Source organism: Kribbella sp. HUAS MG21, from assembly GCF_040254265.1.
Lineage (GTDB): Bacteria > Actinomycetota > Actinomycetes > Propionibacteriales > Kribbellaceae > Kribbella.
Genome location: NZ_CP158165.1, coordinates 4,123,359 through 4,142,557 on the forward strand (window position 1 = coordinate 4,123,359; position 19,199 = coordinate 4,142,557).

Here is a 19,199-nt window from a genome sequence, read left to right on the forward strand (position 1 = left end):
CTTGTGATGCCTGAGCGGGCTGGAAAGGTTGAGCGCGCCTCACGCCGGACTGCTGAGCGGCTTGCCGAGGTACCCGCGAGCAAGCATCGTCACCCATTGGTGAACGGCGTCCTCCGCCGGGGCCAGCGGGCCGGGCCGGAAGTGCCAGGAGCACTCGATCGCGGTCAGTCCCGGCGCGCGCGGCTCGATGCGATGGGTCATCACGTAGTCGGGATGCAGCGAGAGCAGCAGGTTCGGGAACAGGCCGAGATAGTTCACCTGCCGCGGGTTCACGCCGTCGAGCCGGACGCCGAGCGAGCGGCCGTCGAGCGACATCGTCTCGGCGTCCGGATGCAGGTCCATCAGGCCGCCGACCCAGGCGCCGGGCAGGTCCCAGTTGTCGCCCGAGGCCGGCGGGGACACCTTGCACAGCTCGGGGTGGATCAGCGGGCAGTGGTAGCACCCGTGGTAGTTCTCGACGATCGTCTTCCAGTTCGCCGCGACGTCATACGTGTGCCGCGCCTTCAGGACAAGGTTCTCCGGCGCGTACGGCGCGACCAGTCCGGTGATGCCGCCGGGATGTTCCCCGAACGACGTCGCCGTACCGGTCGCGTTCACGAACAGCCAGCCGTGCCACACCGCGGCCGGCAGTTCGACGAGCCCGTACGGCGCCGGGTCGAACGACTCGCCCATCCGCGGCGCCGTCCGCACCGAGCCGTCGAGCTCGTACGCCCACCCGTGATACGGGCACACCACTGTCCGCCGGTCACTCGTCTCGTCGCGCTGCAGCAACTCGTGGCCCCGGTGCCGGCAGGTGTTCGCGAACGCCCGCGGCACGTCCCCGAACGTGATCACGGTCGCGATGTCGCCGACCGTCACCTCGCGGTACGTCGTACCGTCCGACAACTCGTCGACGCGGCCGAGACAGGTCGAGCCATTCACCCACTATCGGGCGTGTTCGACGTACTTGCCCAGGACGTAGTCCCAGCCGGTGTCGTAGTTGAGGCGGGCGCGGCCGCCGTCGCCGCGGCGTTCCCAGCCGGAGTGGACGAGTTGGACCTCGGTGCCGTCGGCGGTCGCCGCGAAGGTGACGGTCACCTGCCCGGCCTCCGCCGGGTCGCCGCCGGGGTGCCAGCTGAAGCTCAGCGACGCCGGCGGGTCCCAGTCCGAGATGGTGCCCCAGGTCGCGATCTCGCCGCCGGCGCCGTACTCCACGATGCGGCCGCCGACGACGCCCTCGAGCCGCACCTCGTTCGCCGCAGCCTCGCCGACCGAGTGGCTGAACAGCGGCCACCACGCCGACGTCTCCGCGGTGAACGCCTCGAACGCGCGGTCGACCCCGACCGGTACGACGACGGTCTTCACCAGCGGTGAAAGGTCTTGTTCCACAGTCATTTCCGTTCCTCCTCGGTCCGCCGGACGTGCTCGGCGTACGCCTGCAACGCATCGCCCCAGAACTGGTCGAGCCAGCTGCGCAGTTCCTCGAGGCCCGCTTGGTGGACGCGGTAGATGTTCCGCGTCCCGCGCGACTCGTGCCGCACCAGCCCGACCGCGCCGAGCACCTTGAGGTGCTGGGAGATCGCGGGCCGGCTGACGGGCACGCGCTCGGCCAGTACGCCGACCGAGCACGGCCCGCCGGTGCGCAGCGTCTCGAGGATCACCCGGCGCGTCGGGTCGCCGAGCGCGTCCAGCACCGGTCCGGCGGCGTCGAGTGATCCGTAAGTTCCCACGAACGGTAAGTTTCCACTAACGAAGCGAGGAGTCAAGCCTCAGTCGAACGGATCGAGGATCAGCCCGGCCTGCTGCGGGTTGCCGTCGTGCACGAGCGCCTCGTGGTGCCCGACGTCGTCGAACGCGAACCCGTACGCGCGGCCGTCGGCCATCTGGGAGTGGATGATCTTCGAGTAGTGGTTGGTGACCGCGTCCTGGTAGAAGTTCGCGTTGCTCGCGTCGGGCTGGTTCGGGTTGGTCAGCAGCGTCGAGCGGTTGTACCCGGCGCAGAGCGTGCGCGAGATCGGGCCGCGGACCTGGTCGTTCGGTGCGTCGAGCAACTTGAAGCAGCCGAACACGCTCGCCGAGTCGGGCTTCTGGAACGACGTGACGACGGTGCCGGAGCTGTTGGTGAAGTTCATGACGCCGCCGGAGACGCGCCCGAAGTACTTCACGTCGGGCCGGTCGCCGAACGGTGTGACGGTCAGCGTCTCCGAGCTGTACTTCGACCACACGCGGTTGATGTAGTCGTCCATCGCGTTCGCCGGCAACGCCCCGGTCTCGACGCCGTACAACGGGGAGAGGGCGCGAAGAACCGAGCCGTTCGGCGCCGTCTGGATCAGGCCGCCCCAGCCGCCGGCGGTGTTGCGAAGTCCGTTGTAAACCGCGTTGTACCCGCCGGGTTTGAGGTGGCCGGTGGTGTTGCCGTTCACGCTGACGGCGTACGGCGCCGAGAACATGTCGACCTGCGTGCTGTTGATCCACAGGCCGGCGTCGTTCAGCGTGTACTCCGACCAGTTGAACAGGATGTTCCGGTTCGGGTCGCTGGGGTTCTGGACGGCGGGTTGCACCAGGCCGCCGGTGGTGAGCTTGAAGACCAGCTTCTGGCCGTACGAGAAGTACACGCGGCCGGAGAACTTCGGCATCCGGATCGTCACCGACTGGCCGTTGCCCGGGCCCGCGATCGACGCGTCCGGCGCCGGGGTCGGCGGGTTGCCGCCGGCCGGCCAGGCGTGGAAGGTGCCCGCGGCATCGGCCCAGCCCTGCTGGCCGGTCGCCAGGTTCGTGCCCAGGTTGTAGATGTAGACGGGGTCGCCGCGGCCGGAGTTGTTCGTGATCGTCAGCGGAATGGTCGCGGGCACAGCTGCGTCGGCCGGCCGGTCCGGCACCGCCGACAACACCCCGGCCACCGCCGCCGCAGCCGCGACGACACCCAGCACTCGAGTTCTGAAGCGCATCATTTCTCCTCACGTCGCCTGAGAGAGCGCTCTCATCGTTCCGCGCGGAGGGCACCGAGTGTCAACAGCTCGTGACTGTCGGCTTTCCGACAGGTGGACGCGGGGGCGACGACGCGGGGGCGATGCGGGGAGCGATCGCCAGGCCATCACCCTCACCGGACGGCGGGTTCCGTCACGCTCACCCGTGCCGGCTACGGGTGATTGTGATGGCGTGCAGCTCCGGGTCAGGAGGCGGGGACGCCTTCGCCGGTGAGGCCGTCGACGGACTCGCGGATCAGGTCGGCGTGGCCGGTGTGGCGGGCGTACTCCTCGATCAGGTCGACGAGGATGAAACGCAGACTCGGCGACTGTCCGCCGCGACCCTTCCACTGCGCCAGTTGGTCCACGCCGCCGCGCGCGAGAACCTCGGCGACCGCCGCCCGGGACCGGTCGACGGCGGACTGCCACAGCTCCATCAATTCCTCGGGGGAGTCGTCGGCCGCACTGCTCCACTCCCAGTCCGGGAAGGCGTCCCAGTCCACCGTGTCCCACGGCGCCCCGAGTTCCTTCCCGAGCAACCGGCCGGTGAAGTACTCGTCCTCGACCAGCGCCAGGTGCTTGAGCAGGCCGCCGAGGGTCACGGTCGACGGCGGGTGCTGCTTGTTCAGGCCCGCCGCGTCCAGGTTGCCGCATTTCCAGGCGAACGTGCGGCGGTTGCGCTCGAGCGCGCCCAGCAGCGTGTCGATCTCGCTGCCGGCGATCGGCGGCTCGGGCAGCGCCGGCGGGTTCGCGGCCGGCGTCGAGGGCAGGACTCCGGTGGTCATGGCGAGCACGGTAGCGCGGGTTCCGGACGATCGCCGTCCGGAACGGCTCAGCCCGCTTGGGGCGGGGGCCATCTGCGCGTCGTCGGGGACTCGTCGAGGGGCAGGAACTCGGGGGCGGTCAGGGGACGGACCGAGGCCTCGATCGACTCCATCGCGGTGAGTTCGGACTCGGTGACGTGCAGGTCGCGGAGCTTGCGGGCCGTGATGAAGACGCGGCGCTCGAACGAGCCGACGGTGCCGTTGTACGCCTCGACGGCGGAGGTGAGCGAGCGGCCGACGCGCCCGAGGTGCTCGCCCATCGTGCTGAGCCGCTCGTACAGCTCCCGGCCGAGCTCGAAGACCTGCTGGGCGGACTCGGTCAGCGCCGATTGGTTCCACGCGTACGCCGCCGCGCGGAGCGTTGCGATCAGCGTCGTCGGCGTCGCGAGGATGACCCGGCGCTCGGCGGCGTACTCGAGCAGCGAGGGCTCGATGTCCAGCGCCGCGGACAGGAACGACTCGCCCGGCACGAAGAGGATGACGAACTCCGGTGAGGGCGACAGCCGGGTCCAGTACGCCTTGGAGGCCAACTGGTCGACGTGCGTCCGCAGATGCCGCGCGTGCGCCCGCAGCCGGTCCTCGCGGAACGCCGCGTCGTCGGACTCACTCGCGTCGAGGAACGCCGCCAGCGGCACCTTCGAGTCGACGACGAGATTCTTGCCCTCGGCAAGCCGCACGACCAGGTCGGGACGCAGTACGCCGTCCTCCCCGAACGTGGTGGTCTGCTCGGTGAAGTCGCAGTGCGCAACCATCCCGGCGAGCTCGACCGTCCGGCGCAGGTGCAGCTCGCCCCATCGGCCGCGCACCTGCGGCTTGCGCAGCGCAGTCGCCAGCGACGCGGTCTCGCGGCGCAGCGCCTCGCCGCTCATCCGTACTTCGTTGACCTGTTGATGCAGCTGGCTCTGCCACGCGGCGCGCCCCTGCTCGAGTTGGTTCAGCTGCGCGTGCAGGCGGTCCAGCGCCTCCTTGACGACCGCCTGGCTGCCCATCTGCTGCCCGACGGACGTCCGCTCCTGCGTCAGCTCGACGACCCGGTCCTCGGCCGCGTCACGCTCCGCGGTGACCCGCGCGAGCTGCGCGCCGTCCCGCCCGCGCACCCACAACACCCCGAACACAGCCCCCAGCAGCAGCCCCACCAGGAGGAAGAGCAGCATCAGCAACACCGTAGAAGCCTGCAATTTGAGGTCACCCCTCTGAGCATCGATCAAGGCGCTCACGACGCTACAGACAGCGACCGACAGAAAGCGGCATCCGACGTCCGGTCAGCCCGAAGTTCGCTGGTTCGGGCGCTTGCGCAAGGGACAGGACCTTCGGCTCTACTCCGTGACAACCACGCATCGTTAGCGTCGTCCTTGGATCCCGAGGGGGGCTCGGGGGACCGGGGGAAACACAGCCATGTCTGACAAGCAGCAGTACCCGTACAACCAGCGAGTGGCGGGACCTCAGGGTCGGCCGCCGTACCAGGCACAGCAACCGATGGGCCCGGGGAAGCCGCCGAAGAAGCACACCGTCCGCAACATCGTGGTCGGTGTCGTGATCGGTGTCTTCCTCGTGATCGGCGGATGCACCGCGATCGTCGGCGGGGCCTTGTCCAGCATCGACGACAACGATGCGACGAAGAAGACGACGGATGGGGCGACCTCCGCGCCGGCCGCCAGTACCGAACCTGTGCCGACCGAGGGTGATTCGCCGTACGACCCGACCACGCCGCCGGCCGTGGAGGAGACCACACCGGCACCGGAGGAACCGAACGTCGCGAAGGTCGGCGCGGCCCAGTGGTTCAACTACGAGAACGGCCTCCAGGTCCAGGTGACCAAGGTGGCCCGCTACAAACTCGGTCAGTATGCCGTGGGTGGGACGCCGGGAGGCCCGGGTGTGATCGTCACCGTCACCATCAAGAACGGCTCGAAGGAGACGGCGGATCTGACCCTCACCACCGTGAAGCTGGCGTACGGCGCCAACGGCGACCAGGCCGAGGAGGTCTTCGACTCCGAGCACAATCTCGGCTCCGGTTTCGAGGGTTCTGCGACGCCGGGCAAGGCGAAGACCGCCAAGTTCGCGTTCGCCGTACCGAAGGGGCGGCAGACTCTCGACATCGAGGTCCAGCCCGGCTTCCTGGACTACGAGTCCGTGCACTTCGAGGGCACCGTGAAGTAGTTCACGGCGAGGAAGTGGTCCTCAGTGGGCGACCGCTTCGATGACGGACGTCGTGCTCGCGGTGGGCACGACGTCGACGAGGCTCAGGCCGGCGGTCGTCAGCAGCGTGCGGTACTCGGCCGTCGTTCGTTCGCGGCCGCCGGCCATGACGAGCATGGTGAGGTCGGAGAGCGCGGTGCGCACCGGATCCGGTGTTGCGTCCAGCAACTGCTCCAGCAGGAGGAGCCGGGCGCCGGGCGGCATCGCCGTTCGGCAGACCCGGAGGATCTCGATCGCCTCGGAGTCCGCCCAGTCGTGGATGACCGCTTTGAGCACGTAGGCATCCGCGCCGGCCGGGACCGCGTCGAAGAAGCTGCCTCCGACGGCACGGCAGCGCGCCCACACGCCGGCGTTCGCGAGCAGCTCGGGAGCGCTCGCCACGACGTCCGGCAGGTCGAAGAGCACACCCTCGACGGCTGGGTAACGGCGCAGGATCGCGCTGAGCATCAGCCCGCGACCGCCGCCGACGTCGACCACTGTGCTGAATCGTCCGAAGTCGTAGGCGTCGACGACGTCGTCGGCGACGGTCTGGGAGACCGAGGTCATCGCGGCATCGAAGATCTGCCGATCGTCGGGGTGCTTGCCCGCGTATTCCCACATCGACTCGCCGTGAACGCTCCGGAAGGCTGTTTCCCCGGTACGGACGCTGTGCTCCAGCGCACCGTACGCCTGCCAGTGGAACGGCCGGCCGACGAAGCGAACCCAGTCGGCGATCGAGCGTGTGCCGTCCGTGCGGAGGGCCGCACCGAGTTCGGTGGCGGTGAACGTGCCGTCCTCGGCCCGGCGGTACAGGCCGAGAACGGTCAAGGTGTGCATCAGGCGGGCCAGCGACTGTTCGTCCGCTCCGGCGGCCTCGGCGAGCTCGGCCACGCTCCGCGGGCCCGCCGCCAGCAGGTCACTCAGCCTGAGGCTGGCGGCGACCGACACCGCCTGCGTCGCCTGGTACCCGGTAACCAGGCGATGCAACTCGCGGGAGACGTCCATAGCTCAGTGTGCGCTCAGCAGTTCATCGCGGGGAAGGAGTAGCCCCGGGCCTTCAGGAGCGGGAGGACCTTGTCGAGCGCGGCGACGGTCTGCGCGCGGTTCCCGCCGCCGTCGTGGAGCAGGATGATGTTGTGGTTGCGCGCATGGGTGAGGATGTTCTGCACGATCGCGTTCGTCCCGGGGCGGGCCCAGTCGCGCGGGTCGACGTCCCAGAGCACCTCGACCATGCCGGCCGCCTTGATGTCGGCGCGGACCTTCGGGTTCGAGGCGCCGTACGGCGGCCGGAAACAGGTCGACCGCGGTCCGTCGAAGATCTCGTGGCGCCGCTTCGCCGCCGGGACCGCGGTCAGCTGCGCGTGCGTGATCGAATGGCTGCCGATGGTGTTGCCCGCGGCAAGTACCTGCTCGCGCAGTCCCGGGTGAGCGGCCTGCATCGAGCCGAGCTCGAAGAACGTCGCGTGCGCGCCGTGCTTGCGCAGCACCTGCAGCACCTTCGGCGTCCAGACCGGATCGGGGCCGTCGTCGAAGCTCAGGAACAGCACCTTCTTGTTGCCGGTGGCAAGCGCTGCGGTCGGATCCGGCGCCGGTCGGTGTGGTGTCGACGGCGGCGCGTTCAGCGTCGGTGTCTCGGTGGGGGTCGGTGTCGCCGAGGTCTGCGTGGTCGCGGCGGCCGGTCTGGTCGGACGGTCGTGCCCGAGTGCCAGGACCAGCAGCGCGCCGACGACGACGGCCAGCGCCACCCCGGTCGCGACGAACGCAGCGAACCTTCGGGACATGACTTTCCCCTTGTACCTAAGGCGGTTCCCCAGTGCGCCCCCTCAGGCGCCCCTCACATCACAGAAGACGCCTCACCGGTGTCCTTGGTTGGCATCCCCGTGTTGCGGTGAGATCTCGACTGTTGCGGTGCCGCCACGGTGGTACAGCCGGCCCTCCAGCGACTTCACGCTCGCGACCAGCACGAAGCTCATGCTGACCAGCAACGACCACGCGCCGAACTTCGCCGGATGCACGAGCCGCCAGACACTCACCTGGTCCGGGTAGTTCCAGGCGTCGAGGAAAGTGCCGGCGTTCTCCGCGATCCACAGGAAGAACCCGATCAGCGCGAACGACACCGCGAGCGGCATCCGGTACCGCCGTACGCCGACGGTGAAGAAGACCCAGGTACGGCGCAGTACGACGAGCAGCCCGAGCGCGATCGGGATCCGCAGGTCGGGGATCCAGTGGTGGGTGAAGAAGTTCGCGTAGATGAGCACGGCGAAGATCGTCGTCGGCACCGGCCGGTAGTTGCTGACCCGCAGGTCGAACCGCCGCCACGCCTGGCAGATGTAGCTGCCCACGGCGGCGTACATGAAGCCGGCGAACAGCGGCACGCCGCCGATCTTGGTCACCGCGTCGCCGGGGTACTGCCAGGAGCCGACCCGGACCTTGAACAGCTCCAGCGCGAGCCCGACCAGGTGGAACCCGAAGATCACCGCGACCTCACGCCAGGTCTCCAGCCGGACCGCCCAGAACAGGAACGTCAGCGCCAGGCAGTAGATCAGCAGCGCGTCGTACCGCGCGATCGGCAACTCGACGTACTTCGCGACCGCCAGCCCGGCGAACAGGAACGCCGGGAACAGGCACGACACCACCTCCAGCCACCCGAAACGGAGGAACTGCAGGCATCCGAACACGAAGCGTGAGGAGATCCCGAGACGGCCGGTCCAAGTGGTCACAGAGTGGAGACGTTCCTTGCGGACGCCTGGTTGGGACGAATAGGAACGGCGATGGGAGGTGGCGGGGATGGTGGTCTTCGAGACGGACCGGGTGCTGGTGCGCGACTGGCTGGACGCGGACGGCGATCGGGTGTTCGACATCTACCGGCGGTGGGAGGTGTCGCGCTGGCTGGGCGCCGCACCGCGGGTGATGCCGGACCGGGACGCCGCGAGCGCGGCGATCGCGCGGTGGAACGAGCGCAGCCGTACGGCGCCGTACGGCGTCTGGGCCGTCGAGGAGCGCGCCACGGGGACGGTCGCGGGAACCGTCCTGCTGGTACCGCTGCCCGATCCGTCGGACGGCTCCGCCGGGCGCGGCGAGGTCGAGGTCGGCTGGCATCTGCACCCGGACGCCTGGGGTCGTGGGCTTGCGACCGAAGCGGCCCGGGGCGCGATCGAGCACGGGTTCAAGGCCGGGATCGGCGAGATCCACGCGGTGGTGCGCCCGGACAACATCGCGTCGCTGGCCGTCTGCCGGCGGCTCGGTATGCGTCCGGCCGGCCGGACGAGCCGCTGGTACGACGCCGAACTCGAGGCCTTCCTGATCTGACCGGATTGGGGTAGTTCGGTGTTCGCCGCGTAACCTTGACGCCCGTGGCACTCACCATCGGAATCGTCGGGCTCCCGAACGCGGGCAAGTCCACCCTGTTCAACGCGCTGACCAAGAACGACGTGCTCGCCGCGAACTACCCGTTCGCGACCATCGAGCCGAACGTCGGGGTGGTCGGCGTACCCGACCCGCGGCTCGGCAAGCTGGCCGAGCTGTTCGGCTCGCAGAAGGTGATTCCGGCCACGGTGCAGTTCGTCGACATCGCCGGCATCGTGCGCGGCGCGTCGGAGGGCGAGGGGCTCGGCAACAAGTTCCTCAGCCACATCCGCGAGTCCGACGCGATCTGCCAGGTCACCCGGGTGTTCCGCGACGACGACGTGACGCACGTCGACGGCAAGGTCTCGCCGGCCGACGACATCTCCACGATCCAGACCGAGCTGATCCTCGCCGACCTGCAGACCGTCGAGAAGGCGATCCCGCGGCTGGAGAAGGAAGCCCGGCTGAAGAAGGAGAGCGCGGTCGTCCTCGACGCGGTCCGCGAGGCGCAGAAGCACCTCGAGGCCGGGACGCCGATCATCGCGACCGACGTGGACCGCGACGCGATCCGCGAGCTGATGCTGATGACCGCGAAGCCGTACCTGTACGTCTTCAACTGCGACGCCGACGAGCTCGCCGACGAGGACCTCAAGCAGAAGATGCGGGACCTGGTCGCGCCGGCCGAGGCGATCTTCCTGGACGCCAAGTTCGAGGCCGAGCTGGTCGAGCTCGGCGACGAGGACGAGGCCCGCGAGATGCTCTCGGAGATGGGCATCGACGAGCCCGGCCTCGACGTCCTGGCCCGCGTCGGCTTCGAGACGCTCGGTCTGCAGACGTACCTGACGGCCGGCCCGAAGGAAGCCCGCGCCTGGACGATCAAGCGCGGCGCCACCGCCCCCGAGGCCGCCGGCGTCATCCACACCGACTTCCAGCGCGGCTTCATCAAGGCCGAGATCGTCTCGTACGACGACCTCCTCGACGCCGGCTCCATGACCGCGGCCCGCTCCGCCGGCAAGGTCCGCATGGAAGGCAAGGACTACGTCATGCAGGACGGCGACGTGGTCGAGTTCCGCTTCAACGTCTGACCTTTCCCGACAGCCAGCGCACGGCGAGCAGGCCGAGCGCCACGTGTAGGGCGGCGGCCGTGGTGGTCGCGACGTGCATGCCGGTGAGGAAGGCCGACTTGGCGTCGGTTGCCGTGGTGGCTCCGAGGGTGGGGAGTTGGAGGGTTTCGTCGAGGGTCGGGGCGAGGTCCGGGCCGTGGAGGCGGAACAGTACGGCGGCCAGTGAGCCGAGCAGGGCGATGCCCAGGGCGTTGCCGAGCTCGTTCGCGGTTTCGGCGATCGCGCCCGCGGAGCCTGCGCGTTCCGGTGGGACGGCCGCCACTGCGGTGTCGGCGACGACGGCGAAGGAGATTCCGTAGCCGATGCCTGCGGTCGCGGTGGAGGCGACGTACCAGCCGAGTCCGCCGGTGATGGTCGTGGGCAGGAGCAGGAGCAGGCCGGCGGCGATGGTGAAGTGGCTGATGAGCAGGATCGCGCGCTTGCCGACGCGCTCCACCACCATCGGGGTGACGACGCAGGTCACCGTGAGTACGACGGCTCCGGGGAGTGCCAGCAGCGCGGCCCGCAGGACCGAGATGTCGAGGACGGACTGCAGGTAGATCCCGGCCAGGTACGCCGCGGCCGACCACGCCGCGAGCGGGAGCAGCCCGGTGATCACCGCGATCGTGAAGACCCGGTCCCGGAAGAGTGCGAAGTCGATCAGCGGGTGCTCGAGCCGCCGTTGCCGGGTCCCGAACCACGCCAGTACGGCGATCCCTGCGACGATGGCCACCGCGGCGGTGATCGACAGGCCGTCCGCGGCCGCGTGCTTGACGCCGTAGATCGTCAGCAGCAGGCCGACCGCCGAGGTGGCGACGCTGATCGCGTCGACGCGGCCGGTCCGCGTGGCACGGACCTCGCGGAGCAGCACCGGCGCGAACCCGAGGAACAGCACGATGACGGGCAGGTTGATCAGCAAGACCGAGCCCCACCAGAAGCGTTCCAGCAGTACGCCGCCCAGCACCGGGCCGATCGCGAAACCGGCGGCGAACGCGGCCGCGAAGATGCCGATCGCCTGCGCCCGGCGCCTCGCGTCGGTGAACAGCTCGCTCAGGACCGCCAGCGCGGAGGGCAGCAGCGTCGCCCCGGCAACACCCATCAGCGCCCGGGCGGCGATCAACAACTCGGCGTTGGGGGCGAAGGCAGCGGCGGCCGAGGCGAGACCGAAGACGGTCGCGCCGAGCATCAGCAGTCGGAGGCGCCCGTACCGATCGCCGATGTTCCCGAACGCGACGAGCAGCGAACCGACGGCGAAGCCGTAGCTGTCGAGGATCCAGAGCGCCTGGTCGGCGGTGGGGTTCAGCGCCTGGCTGATCCGCGGCATCGCGAGGAACAGGATGGAGCCGTCCATCGAGACCAGCAGCACCGGACCAAGGACGACGATCAAGCCGAGCCAGGCCCGCGTGGCTCTGGTCTCGAGCAGGGCGTGTTGTGTCATGCCGGCCACCTTCCTGACTGGCGGCCGGCCCAGCCAGACACCTGCTCTGGGTAGACCTGACAGGTGTACCCAGCCGGCCGCCGTCCGTGCCTACGCTGGGTCGCGTGGAGAGTCTCGGAGCCTTCTTGAAGAACCGCCGTGACCGCGTCACGCCGGACGCGATCGGGCTGCGCACCTACGGCAGCCCGCGCCGCGTCCCCGGTCTGCGCCGCGAGGAGCTCGCGCAGCTGGCCGGCGTCAGCGCCGGCTACTACACCCGGCTGGAACAGGGCCAGGCCGAGACGGCCTCCGCGCAGGTCCTCGACGCGTTGGCGCGGGTACTGGAACTCGACGCGGTCGAGACGCTGCATCTGCACAATCTGGCCCGCCACACCGGGCGGTCAGGCCTCACCGAACCTCCCGAGGAGCACCCGCACCCCCGCGTCCTCGCGTTGCTCGACTCGATCGCCGACGCGAGCCCGGCGATCGTGCTCGGCCGCCGCGGTGACGTCCTCGCCTGGAACCGCCTCGGCCACGCGTTGTTCGCCGAGCACGTGGAGTACGACGTACCCGGTGATCCGGATCGGCGCCCCTCGATCCCGCGGATGTTCTTCCTCGATCCGCTCACCCGGGACCTGCACCGCAACTGGGACGAGCTCGCCCGGATCCACGTCGCGTACCTGCGGCTGACCGCCGGCCGCTATCCCACCGACGCGCGGCTCGCGAACCTGATCGGCGAGCTCACCATGCGCAGCGACAGGTTCGCCGAGCTCTGGGCGACCGGAGACGTCGCCGACTGCACCACCGGCGACATGCACCTGCAGCACCCGACGGTGGGAGCCGTGAGCGTCGCGTACCACGTCTGGCTGCAGCCGGACAGCCCGGACCACCGCCTGGAGCTGTACACGCCGAACGACGCCTCGTCGGCGGACGCGCTCCGCCTGCTCGGTCAGTGAGCTGACGCGATCTGCCGCGCGGCGTCGCGGACCATCGTGACGAGCTCCGGCGGGGCCACGACTTCGGCCGCGCCGGCCTGGGCGAGGACAGCCGCGCAGGCCTCGTGGCGATTCTCCAGGTCCGCGTGGACGATCCACCAGCCGTCCGTCGCCGGGAGCATCGGGGTGATCGGGCGGAACCGTCGTACGGCGTGATCGCGGACCTTGAGCACGATCGGGTACGACGGGCGGCTGGCCTGGAAGTCCTGTTGCGAGCGGGCCCAGTAGGTGGCGAGATCGAAGCCTGCGGGCCGGGTGAAGGGACGGTCGGTGAGCTCGGCCGAGGTCAGGCGGGACAGGCGGTAGGTGCGGAGCCGGCCGTCGGTGCGGGCGGCCACGAGGTACCAGGTGCGGGTCTTGGCGACCAGCCCCAGCGGCTCGACGGGGAAGGGGGTCGGCCCAGGCTCGTCGCCGTACCTGATGGCCAGGGTGCGTTCCTCCCAGACGGCCTGGCGGCAGAGGTCGAGCCAGCGTGGGGTCTCGCGGCGGTCGTCCCAGCTCGCGTGGTCGATCAGGAGGCGCTGGCGCGCGTACTCCGCCTCGCGCCGGGTGCCTTCCGGGAGGGACGCGATCAGCTTCGTGACGGCGAGTTCGCTGGAGGCGTCCAGCCCGAGGTCGGCGAGGACGTGCGCCGTCGCGCCGACGAACACCGACATCACCTCCGACGGCGTGAGACCCGTCAGCCGGCTGCGGTAGTCGGGCAGCATCGTCCAGCCGCCGCCGCGGCCGCGGATCGAGTACACCGGCACGCCGGCGAGACTCAGCGCGTCCAGGTCCCGCTGGATCGTCCGCGGCGAGACCTCGAGGGCGGCCGCGAGCTGCGCGACCGTGGACTGCCCGCGGGTCTGCAGGTGCAGGAGCAGTCGGAGCAGCCGTTCGGCGCGCATGCTCCGACTATCTCAGGAAAACAAGCCAGGCACTGGCGTCTTTTCCTCCTACCGTCGGGCGTCATGAGTGCCGTCGAGGTCGAGAACCTCTCCATGTCCTACCGGGCCCCGGTCCGCAAAGGCGGGCTGCGGGCCGCGTTCGGCTCGCTGGTCCGCCGTGAGTACAAGCACGTCCAGGCCCTCGACCAGGTGTCGTTCACGATCGTCCCGGGCGAGGTGACCGGCTTCATCGGGCCGAACGGCGCCGGCAAGACGACGACGATGAAGATCCTGTCCGGCATCCTGTACCCGACCAGCGGTCATGTCCGCGTGCTCGGGGAGATCCCGTGGCAGCGTCGGTCCGCTTACCTGAAGCGGATCGCGTTCGTCCGCGGCAGCCAGCCGGTCGGCGGCTCGCAGGAGCTCACCGTGATGGACTCGCTGGAGTACCAGCGGCTGCTGTACGACGTCCCGCGCGCGACGTTCCGCCGTACGCTCGACGAGCTGGCCGCGCTGCTCGAGCTCGAACCGCTGGTCGAGCGTCAGCTCCGCGCGCTCAGCCTCGGCGAGCGGATGCGGGTCGGGCTGGCGATGGCGCTGATCTACGGGCCCGAGGTGTTGTTCCTGGACGAGCCGACGATCGGGCTCGACGTCAGCGCCGCGAGCCAGCTGCGCGAGTTCGTCGCCGAGTACGTCGCGCAGACCGGCGCGACGGTTCTGCTGACCAGCCACTACATGGCCGATGTCGCGTCGTTGTGCCCGCGGCTGATCCTGATCGACAAGGGCGAGGTCCAGTACGACGGCCCGCTCGCGGAGCTGTCCGCCCGGTTGTCGCCGTACAAGTTGATCCGGATCTCGGCGCGAGGAGACGCCGGGCCGGAAGAGTTCGGCGAGGTGGTCGAGAAGTCGGACGGGCAGTGGGTACTGCGAGTGCCGCGGGACGAGGTCGCCGGTACGACGGCGCGGCTGCTGCAGGCGCTTGAGGTGGTGGACCTGGCGGTGGAGGAACCGCCGCTCGAGAAGGTCATCGACCAGGCGTACCGCGAGGGGCTGCGATGAGGACCCTCTCGAGAACTGGTGTCCTGCTCGGTTTCCGGATCCGGCAAGAGGTACTGGAGTGGTCGGGCGCGTGGTGGTTCCTGCTCACGCTCGTCGTCCAGGCGGTGGTGGCGCCGCTGATCGGGCTGTTCGTGTGGTCCGCGGTGTATCCGGACGATCCGGCGATCGCGCGGTACTACGTCGCGGTCGTGCTCGTCACGCTGATGACCGAGTCGTTCGAGCAGCACACGTTTTCCGAACGCATCTACAACGGGACGCTCAGCCACGAGCTGCTCCGCCCGCAGCCGGTGGTGGTCGGCGTGATCGGGATGAACCTGGCGATCCGCGGCTGGCTGACGCTGCTCGGCGCGCCGATCGTGCTGCTCACCGGGATCGCGTTGCAGGTCGGGTTCGACTGGTGGGCGGTGCTCCGCGGCACGCCGTACCTCGTGCTCGCCGCCGTGCTCGTTTTCCTGTGGACTTTCCTGCTGGCGCTCACCGCTTTCTGGACCGATCGGGTGCATGCGGTGGTGGGTTTCGGCAGCCAGCTGATCTTCCTCTTCGGTGGTACGGCGGCGCCGATCGGTTTGCTGCCGGACACCTGGCGGCGGGTGGCGGAATTGCTGCCGTTCTACGGGATGAACGGCCTGCCTGCGGAGATCGCTGCCGGAACCCGCTCCGGTGGATCGCTCGGCTACCAGTTGGTGTGGGTCGCGCTCCTGACCGGCATCGTCATGGTCCTCTGGCGAGCAGGCGTCCGTCGCTACACGGCGGTGGGATCATGAAGCTCCTTCGCCTGCTGGCCGCCGGTTTCTCGATGTCGCTGCGCCGGAGTGTGGCGTTCCGGGTCAACCTCGCCTTCGATGTCCTGCTCGCGTTCACCGGTCTCGGTACGGCGATCGCGGCCGTGCTGATCGTCTTCACCCGGGCCGACACGCTGGCGGGCTGGTCGAAGGCGGAGTTCCTCGTGCTGATCGGCACCTACCAGCTGATCACCGGACTGCGGACGACGTTCATCGATCCGAACCTTTCCTGGTTTCCGGAAACCGGTATTCGGAACGGGAAACTGGACGGGTACTTGTTGCAGCCGGCATCGAGTCTGTTCCTGTCCAGCCTGTCCTTGTCGTCGCCGCTGCAGCTGATCCAGGTCCTGCTCGGCGTCGGCGTACTGGGGTGGGGCATCGCAGCAGCTGACCAGGTGCCGAGTGTCGGCGGCGTGCTCGGCTGGTTGGTGCTCGTCGTCGCGGGACTGGTGGTCACCTGGGCGTTGAGCGTGCTGCTCGCGTGCTTGGCGTTCTGGGCGCCGAAGCTGCAGCTGGACGTCTTCTACCACTCGGCCTGGCAATTCGGCCGCTATCCGACCGACGTCTTCTCCCGCCCGCTCCGGATCCTCCTGACCTACGTCTTCCCGATGGCACTGATCGCCAGCGTCCCGTCGACCGCCTTGCTGCGGGGCACCCGGCCGGGCCTGGTCCTCGCAGGCGTCGCCGCGGCCGGCGGCGCGGCCACGCTGGCAGCCCTCGCTTGGCGTGCAGGCCTGCGGCGCTACACCGGCGCGACGTCGTGAGCGGCGGAAATCCGGTCGCCGGGGCGGCTCGGGCGGGTTAGCGTCGCGATCAGTGTCAGGGTGATGCTGCCGCTCGCGCGGTGGTTGGATCCTGAGCACCTGGTGTCTGGCTCATAGCGTCGGTGCCGGCCTGTGGGTCTGGCGAGCATGCGTTTTGCCGATGCCGGGTGTGAAGGAGCCGGCCGGCGTGACTTGATAGGAGCGTGGCACCGCCCCCGACTGAGATGTGTCCGCCGGCCGGTCCAACCGTCCCTCGCATCTGAGTGAAGGAGGCAACCACCATGGTTGTTGTTGGTGCCGATGTGCACAAGCGGACGCACACGTTCGTCGCGGTCGATGATGCCGGGCGCAAGCTCGGCGAGGTCACGGTGAAGGCTGACGCGGCCGGTCATGACAAGGCGGTTCGGTGGGTTCAGCGTGAGTTCGGGGCCGGCCAGACTGGTGCTGGTGCTGGTGCTGGTGCTGGTGCTGGTGCCGAGGTGAAGTGGGGTATCGAGGATTGCCGGCATCTGTCCGCGCGGTTGGAGATCGACCTGCTGGATGCCGGGCAGGTTGTGGTGCGGGTGCCGCCGAAGATGATGGCCGAGCAACGCCGTACTGCCCGCACGCGGGGTAAGTCCGACCCGATCGACGCGCTCGCGGTGGCACGGGCGGTACTGCGTGAACCGGGGTTGCCCGAAGCGTCGCATGACGAGTCGTCGCGGGAAGTGAAGCTGCTGGTCGATCACCGCGACGACCTGGTCGCCCAGCGCACCCAGGTGATCAACCGGCTCCGCTGGCACCTGCACCGGATCGATCCTGGTATCGACCCGGCGCCGAAGTCGCTGAAGCGGGCCGCGACCCGTGGTGAGCTCATGGAGTTCCTGGCCGGCCTGCCCGATCATCTGGACGGAATCGATGCGCGTCTGGCCCGCGAGTTGCTCGCCGACATCGACGCGGTGACCGTGCGGGTCAACGGGCTGGAACAGGAGATCGCCGCTCTGGCGGCTGTCCAGGCCCCGGCGCTGCTCGAACTGGAGGGCTGCGGCGCGCTGACCGCGGCCAAGATCGTCGGCGAGACCGCCGGGATTGCCCGGTTCCCGCACGAAGCGAAGTACGCCATGCACGCCGGCGTCGCGCCGATCCCGGTCTGGTCCGGCCGCACCAAAGGCCGGGTCCGCGTCAACAGATCCGGCAACCGGCAACTCAATGCCGCCTTGCATCGCATCGCAATCACCCAGATCCGTCGCGGCGGTCTCGGCCGCGCCTACTACGACAAACGCCTCGCCGCCGGCGACACCAAAACCGAAGCCCTGCGCTGCCTCAAACGACGACTCGCCCGCGTTGTGTTCAACACCCTCAAGAACAACCCCACAACCAACACCGCGACCACACTCGCGGCCGCGGCTTGACATAGGAGAAACGCATGGTTGACGCGAAGTTCGGAGTACCTCGGTTGGCGGCGGTGTATGACGCGTTCGACGCGGATCGGGGGGATCTGGACCACTACGTGGCGATGGTCGAGGAGTTCGGGGCCCGGCAGGTGCTCGATGTCGGGTGTGGGACCGGGGAGCTGGCGAGTCTGCTGGCCGGCCGCGGGGTGGACGTGATCGGCGTGGATCCGGCGGCGGCCTCGCTCGAGGTTGCCCGGGGCAAGGAGTTCGCGGACCGGGTGCGTTTCCTGCAGGGGGATGCGACGACCTTGCCGCCGTTGCAGGTCGACCTGGCGGTGATGACCGGCAACGTGGCACAGGTTTTCCTGACCGAGGAGGACTGGTCGGCGACGGTGCGCGGGGTGTACGCGGCGCTGGCTCCGGGCGGGCGGTTCGTGTTCGAGACGCGGGATCCGGCGCGGCGGGGCTGGGAGGAGTGGACGCGCGAGCAGACCCGTGAGGTCCGCACGGTCGCGATCGGCGAGACGGTGGAGACGGTCGAGAGCTGGACCGACCTGGTGTCGGTGGAGCTGCCGTTCGTGACGTTCCGCGGTACGTATGTGTTCTCGTCGGATGGCGCCGTACTCACGTCCGACTCGACGCTGTGGTTCCGGGAGCGCGGCGAGGTCGAGGAGTCGCTGGTCGCGGCCGGGTTCACGGTCGACGAGGTTCGCGACGCCCCGGACCGGCCGGGGAAGGAATTCGTTTTCGTGGCGCGGAAACGCGGCTAGGAAACTTTCAGCAGTGCCGTGAGCGTGTGGTGGGCGGTGCGGGACATCACCGGATTGGTCTCGACGTAGTACCAGAGACAGCCGATCGCCTGGGCGAACGACCAGCCCATCCCGCGCCGCCACTCCGCGTCGTCGCTGCCGACCACGGCGCGGAAAGCGTCTCGCGCGGTCGGGTCGAACAGGTTCCAGGCCGGCTGCAGATCCATCGCGGGGTCGGACACCGTGAACGTGCCGACGTCGATCACCCCGGCGAGGCGGCGGTCCTTCGCCAGCAGGTTGCCCGGCATCAGGTCGCGATGTGTCCAGACGTCCGGCTCGGTGCGTGGCGTCGTACGCAGGTCGGCCCACAGCCGGGTCAGGGCGTCGACGTCGATCATGCCGCGGCTGCGCTCCAGGCATTCGGCGACCCACTCGTCCTGCGAGGTCAGCACGCCGCCGCGCCAGGAGCTGTTGAACACGCGGCCCTCGGTCGGCGCCGCCCGGAGCGCGAGCACGAACCGGCCGAGGTCCTCGGCGAACCCGGTCGAGCCGGCCACGTCCGCGTCGTACGCGATCGTCCCGTCCACCCAGGTCTGCACCGCCCACGGCAGCGGATACCCGGGCCCGGGCGCACCGATCGCGACCGGCTCCGGCGTCGGGAACGGCGACATCGCGCGCAAGCGCCGCGCCGCCTCCGCCTCGTCCACGAGCTCCTGCCGCACACCCTCTGCGTCACCAGGCTGGATGTGGAACCGCCCCACCAAGTCGTCACCGATCCGGAACAACGCATTCACCGTCCCAT

Annotated in this window: 21 protein-coding genes; 9 read left to right on the forward strand and 12 right to left on the reverse strand. The window is 69.4% G+C overall.

Going from position 1 to position 19,199, the window contains the following annotated elements:
* Window positions 1-39: 39 nt before the first annotated feature.
* The 6 genes from ABN611_RS20365 to ABN611_RS20390 all read right to left on the reverse strand — a co-directional run bounded on the left by ABN611_RS20365 (window position 40) and on the right by ABN611_RS20390 (window position 4,923).
* Window positions 40-921 (reverse strand): SRPBCC family protein, encoded by an 882-nt coding sequence (locus tag ABN611_RS20365; RefSeq protein WP_350281484.1) that lies wholly within the window; start codon window positions 919-921, stop codon window positions 40-42.
* Window positions 922-924: 3 nt separating this feature from the next.
* Complete coding sequence (locus tag ABN611_RS20370) at window positions 925-1,374, reverse strand: SRPBCC domain-containing protein (RefSeq protein ID WP_350281485.1); 450 nt, start codon at window positions 1,372-1,374, stop codon at window positions 925-927.
* Entirely contained in the window at window positions 1,371-1,709 is a 339-nt protein-coding gene (locus ABN611_RS20375) for a metalloregulator ArsR/SmtB family transcription factor (protein WP_350281486.1), read from the reverse strand. Before ABN611_RS20375 ends, ABN611_RS20370 begins: the two co-directional genes overlap by 4 nt.
* A gap of 39 nt (window positions 1,710-1,748) precedes the next feature.
* On the reverse strand, window positions 1,749-2,927 hold the full coding sequence (locus ABN611_RS20380) for a glycoside hydrolase family 64 protein (protein ID WP_350281487.1): 1,179 nt from the start codon (window positions 2,925-2,927) through the stop codon (window positions 1,749-1,751).
* 224 nt (window positions 2,928-3,151) lie between these two features.
* Window positions 3,152-3,730, reverse strand: coding sequence for a DinB family protein (locus tag ABN611_RS20385; RefSeq protein ID WP_350281488.1), 579 nt, complete (start codon window positions 3,728-3,730; stop codon window positions 3,152-3,154).
* Between the two features lie 47 nt (window positions 3,731-3,777).
* Entirely contained in the window at window positions 3,778-4,923 is a 1,146-nt protein-coding gene (locus tag ABN611_RS20390; protein WP_350281489.1) for a DNA recombination protein RmuC, read from the reverse strand.
* A 241-nt stretch (window positions 4,924-5,164) separates the two neighbouring features.
* Between ABN611_RS20390 and ABN611_RS20395 the strand changes: the two genes are divergently transcribed.
* Window positions 5,165-5,926 (forward strand): DUF4352 domain-containing protein, encoded by a 762-nt coding sequence (locus ABN611_RS20395; RefSeq protein WP_350281490.1) that lies wholly within the window; start codon window positions 5,165-5,167, stop codon window positions 5,924-5,926.
* A gap of 21 nt (window positions 5,927-5,947) precedes the next feature.
* On the opposite strand, the gene ABN611_RS20400 is transcribed toward ABN611_RS20395, so the two are convergent.
* The 3 genes from ABN611_RS20400 to ABN611_RS20410 form a co-directional block, all read right to left on the reverse strand.
* The gene (locus ABN611_RS20400) at window positions 5,948-6,949 is read right to left on the reverse strand and encodes a methyltransferase (RefSeq protein ID WP_350281491.1); all 1,002 of its coding nucleotides are present in this window, start codon (window positions 6,947-6,949) and stop codon (window positions 5,948-5,950) included.
* Window positions 6,950-6,963: 14 nt separating this feature from the next.
* The gene (locus tag ABN611_RS20405) at window positions 6,964-7,725 is read right to left on the reverse strand and encodes a polysaccharide deacetylase family protein (protein ID WP_350281492.1); all 762 of its coding nucleotides are present in this window, start codon (window positions 7,723-7,725) and stop codon (window positions 6,964-6,966) included.
* 72 nt (window positions 7,726-7,797) lie between these two features.
* Window positions 7,798-8,664 (reverse strand): DUF817 domain-containing protein, encoded by an 867-nt coding sequence (locus ABN611_RS20410; protein WP_350281493.1) that lies wholly within the window; start codon window positions 8,662-8,664, stop codon window positions 7,798-7,800.
* A 67-nt stretch (window positions 8,665-8,731) separates the two neighbouring features.
* Between ABN611_RS20410 and ABN611_RS20415 the strand changes: the two genes are divergently transcribed.
* Window positions 8,732-9,253, forward strand: a complete 522-nt coding sequence (locus ABN611_RS20415) for a GNAT family N-acetyltransferase (RefSeq protein WP_350281494.1) — start codon at window positions 8,732-8,734, stop codon at window positions 9,251-9,253.
* Between the two features lie 44 nt (window positions 9,254-9,297).
* A complete protein-coding gene (gene ychF, locus ABN611_RS20420; protein ID WP_350281495.1) occupies window positions 9,298-10,374 on the forward strand; it encodes a redox-regulated ATPase YchF in 1,077 nt (358 codons plus the stop codon).
* On the opposite strand, the gene ABN611_RS20425 is transcribed toward ychF, so the two are convergent.
* Window positions 10,364-11,830, reverse strand: a complete 1,467-nt coding sequence (locus ABN611_RS20425) for an MFS transporter (protein ID WP_350281496.1) — start codon at window positions 11,828-11,830, stop codon at window positions 10,364-10,366. The genes ychF and ABN611_RS20425 overlap by 11 nt on opposite strands.
* A 104-nt stretch (window positions 11,831-11,934) precedes the next feature.
* Between ABN611_RS20425 and ABN611_RS20430 the strand changes: the two genes are divergently transcribed.
* Complete coding sequence (locus tag ABN611_RS20430) at window positions 11,935-12,765, forward strand: helix-turn-helix transcriptional regulator (RefSeq protein ID WP_350281497.1); 831 nt, start codon at window positions 11,935-11,937, stop codon at window positions 12,763-12,765.
* On the opposite strand, the gene ABN611_RS20435 is transcribed toward ABN611_RS20430, so the two are convergent.
* Entirely contained in the window at window positions 12,759-13,691 is a 933-nt protein-coding gene (locus tag ABN611_RS20435; RefSeq protein WP_350281498.1) for a YafY family protein, read from the reverse strand. The two genes, ABN611_RS20430 and ABN611_RS20435, sit on opposite strands and share 7 nt — an antisense overlap.
* Before the next feature lie 63 nt (window positions 13,692-13,754).
* Here ABN611_RS20435 and ABN611_RS20440 point away from each other — a divergent pair, with 63 nt between their 5' ends.
* From ABN611_RS20440 to ABN611_RS20460, 5 genes are all read left to right on the forward strand, one after another.
* The gene (locus ABN611_RS20440) at window positions 13,755-14,729 is read left to right on the forward strand and encodes an ATP-binding cassette domain-containing protein (RefSeq protein ID WP_350281499.1); all 975 of its coding nucleotides are present in this window, start codon (window positions 13,755-13,757) and stop codon (window positions 14,727-14,729) included.
* On the forward strand, window positions 14,726-15,493 hold the full coding sequence (locus ABN611_RS20445) for an ABC-2 family transporter protein (protein WP_350281500.1): 768 nt from the start codon (window positions 14,726-14,728) through the stop codon (window positions 15,491-15,493). The genes ABN611_RS20440 and ABN611_RS20445 overlap by 4 nt, the downstream gene beginning before the upstream one ends.
* On the forward strand, window positions 15,490-16,275 hold the full coding sequence (locus ABN611_RS20450) for an ABC-2 family transporter protein (protein ID WP_350281501.1): 786 nt from the start codon (window positions 15,490-15,492) through the stop codon (window positions 16,273-16,275). Before ABN611_RS20445 ends, ABN611_RS20450 begins: the two co-directional genes overlap by 4 nt.
* Window positions 16,276-16,538: 263 nt before the next feature.
* The gene (locus tag ABN611_RS20455; RefSeq protein ID WP_350275033.1) at window positions 16,539-17,666 is read left to right on the forward strand and encodes an IS110 family transposase; all 1,128 of its coding nucleotides are present in this window, start codon (window positions 16,539-16,541) and stop codon (window positions 17,664-17,666) included.
* A 14-nt stretch (window positions 17,667-17,680) separates the two neighbouring features.
* Complete coding sequence (locus tag ABN611_RS20460) at window positions 17,681-18,418, forward strand: class I SAM-dependent methyltransferase (protein WP_350281502.1); 738 nt, start codon at window positions 17,681-17,683, stop codon at window positions 18,416-18,418.
* Here ABN611_RS20460 and ABN611_RS20465 read toward each other — a convergent pair.
* The gene (locus tag ABN611_RS20465) at window positions 18,415-19,191 is read right to left on the reverse strand and encodes an aminoglycoside phosphotransferase family protein (RefSeq protein ID WP_350281503.1); all 777 of its coding nucleotides are present in this window, start codon (window positions 19,189-19,191) and stop codon (window positions 18,415-18,417) included. The genes ABN611_RS20460 and ABN611_RS20465 overlap by 4 nt on opposite strands.
* Window positions 19,192-19,199 lie beyond the last annotated feature (8 nt).

Bases quoted from the DNA above. Each gene is read 5' to 3' on its own strand.
- ABN611_RS20370 (WP_350281485.1), bottom strand. From the start codon at position 1,374: ATGACTGTGGAACAAGACCTTTCACCGCTGGTGAAGACCGTCGTCGTA.
- ABN611_RS20380 (WP_350281487.1), bottom strand. From the start codon at position 2,927: ATGCGCTTCAGAACTCGAGTGCTGGGTGTCGTCGCGGCTGCGGCGGCG.
- ABN611_RS20385 (WP_350281488.1), bottom strand. From the start codon at position 3,730: ATGACCACCGGAGTCCTGCCCTCGACGCCGGCCGCGAACCCGCCGGCG.
- ABN611_RS20390 (WP_350281489.1), bottom strand. From the start codon at position 4,923: ATGCTGCTCTTCCTCCTGGTGGGGCTGCTGCTGGGGGCTGTGTTCGGG.
- ABN611_RS20395 (WP_350281490.1), top strand. From the start codon at position 5,165: ATGTCTGACAAGCAGCAGTACCCGTACAACCAGCGAGTGGCGGGACCT.
- ABN611_RS20400 (WP_350281491.1), bottom strand. From the start codon at position 6,949: ATGGACGTCTCCCGCGAGTTGCATCGCCTGGTTACCGGGTACCAGGCG.
- ABN611_RS20405 (WP_350281492.1), bottom strand. From the start codon at position 7,725: ATGTCCCGAAGGTTCGCTGCGTTCGTCGCGACCGGGGTGGCGCTGGCC.
- ABN611_RS20415 (WP_350281494.1), top strand. From the start codon at position 8,732: ATGGTGGTCTTCGAGACGGACCGGGTGCTGGTGCGCGACTGGCTGGAC.
- ABN611_RS20425 (WP_350281496.1), bottom strand. From the start codon at position 11,830: ATGACACAACACGCCCTGCTCGAGACCAGAGCCACGCGGGCCTGGCTC.
- ABN611_RS20435 (WP_350281498.1), bottom strand. From the start codon at position 13,691: ATGCGCGCCGAACGGCTGCTCCGACTGCTCCTGCACCTGCAGACCCGC.
- ABN611_RS20440 (WP_350281499.1), top strand. From the start codon at position 13,755: ATGAGTGCCGTCGAGGTCGAGAACCTCTCCATGTCCTACCGGGCCCCG.
- ABN611_RS20445 (WP_350281500.1), top strand. From the start codon at position 14,726: ATGAGGACCCTCTCGAGAACTGGTGTCCTGCTCGGTTTCCGGATCCGG.
- ABN611_RS20450 (WP_350281501.1), top strand. From the start codon at position 15,490: ATGAAGCTCCTTCGCCTGCTGGCCGCCGGTTTCTCGATGTCGCTGCGC.
- ABN611_RS20460 (WP_350281502.1), top strand. From the start codon at position 17,681: ATGGTTGACGCGAAGTTCGGAGTACCTCGGTTGGCGGCGGTGTATGAC.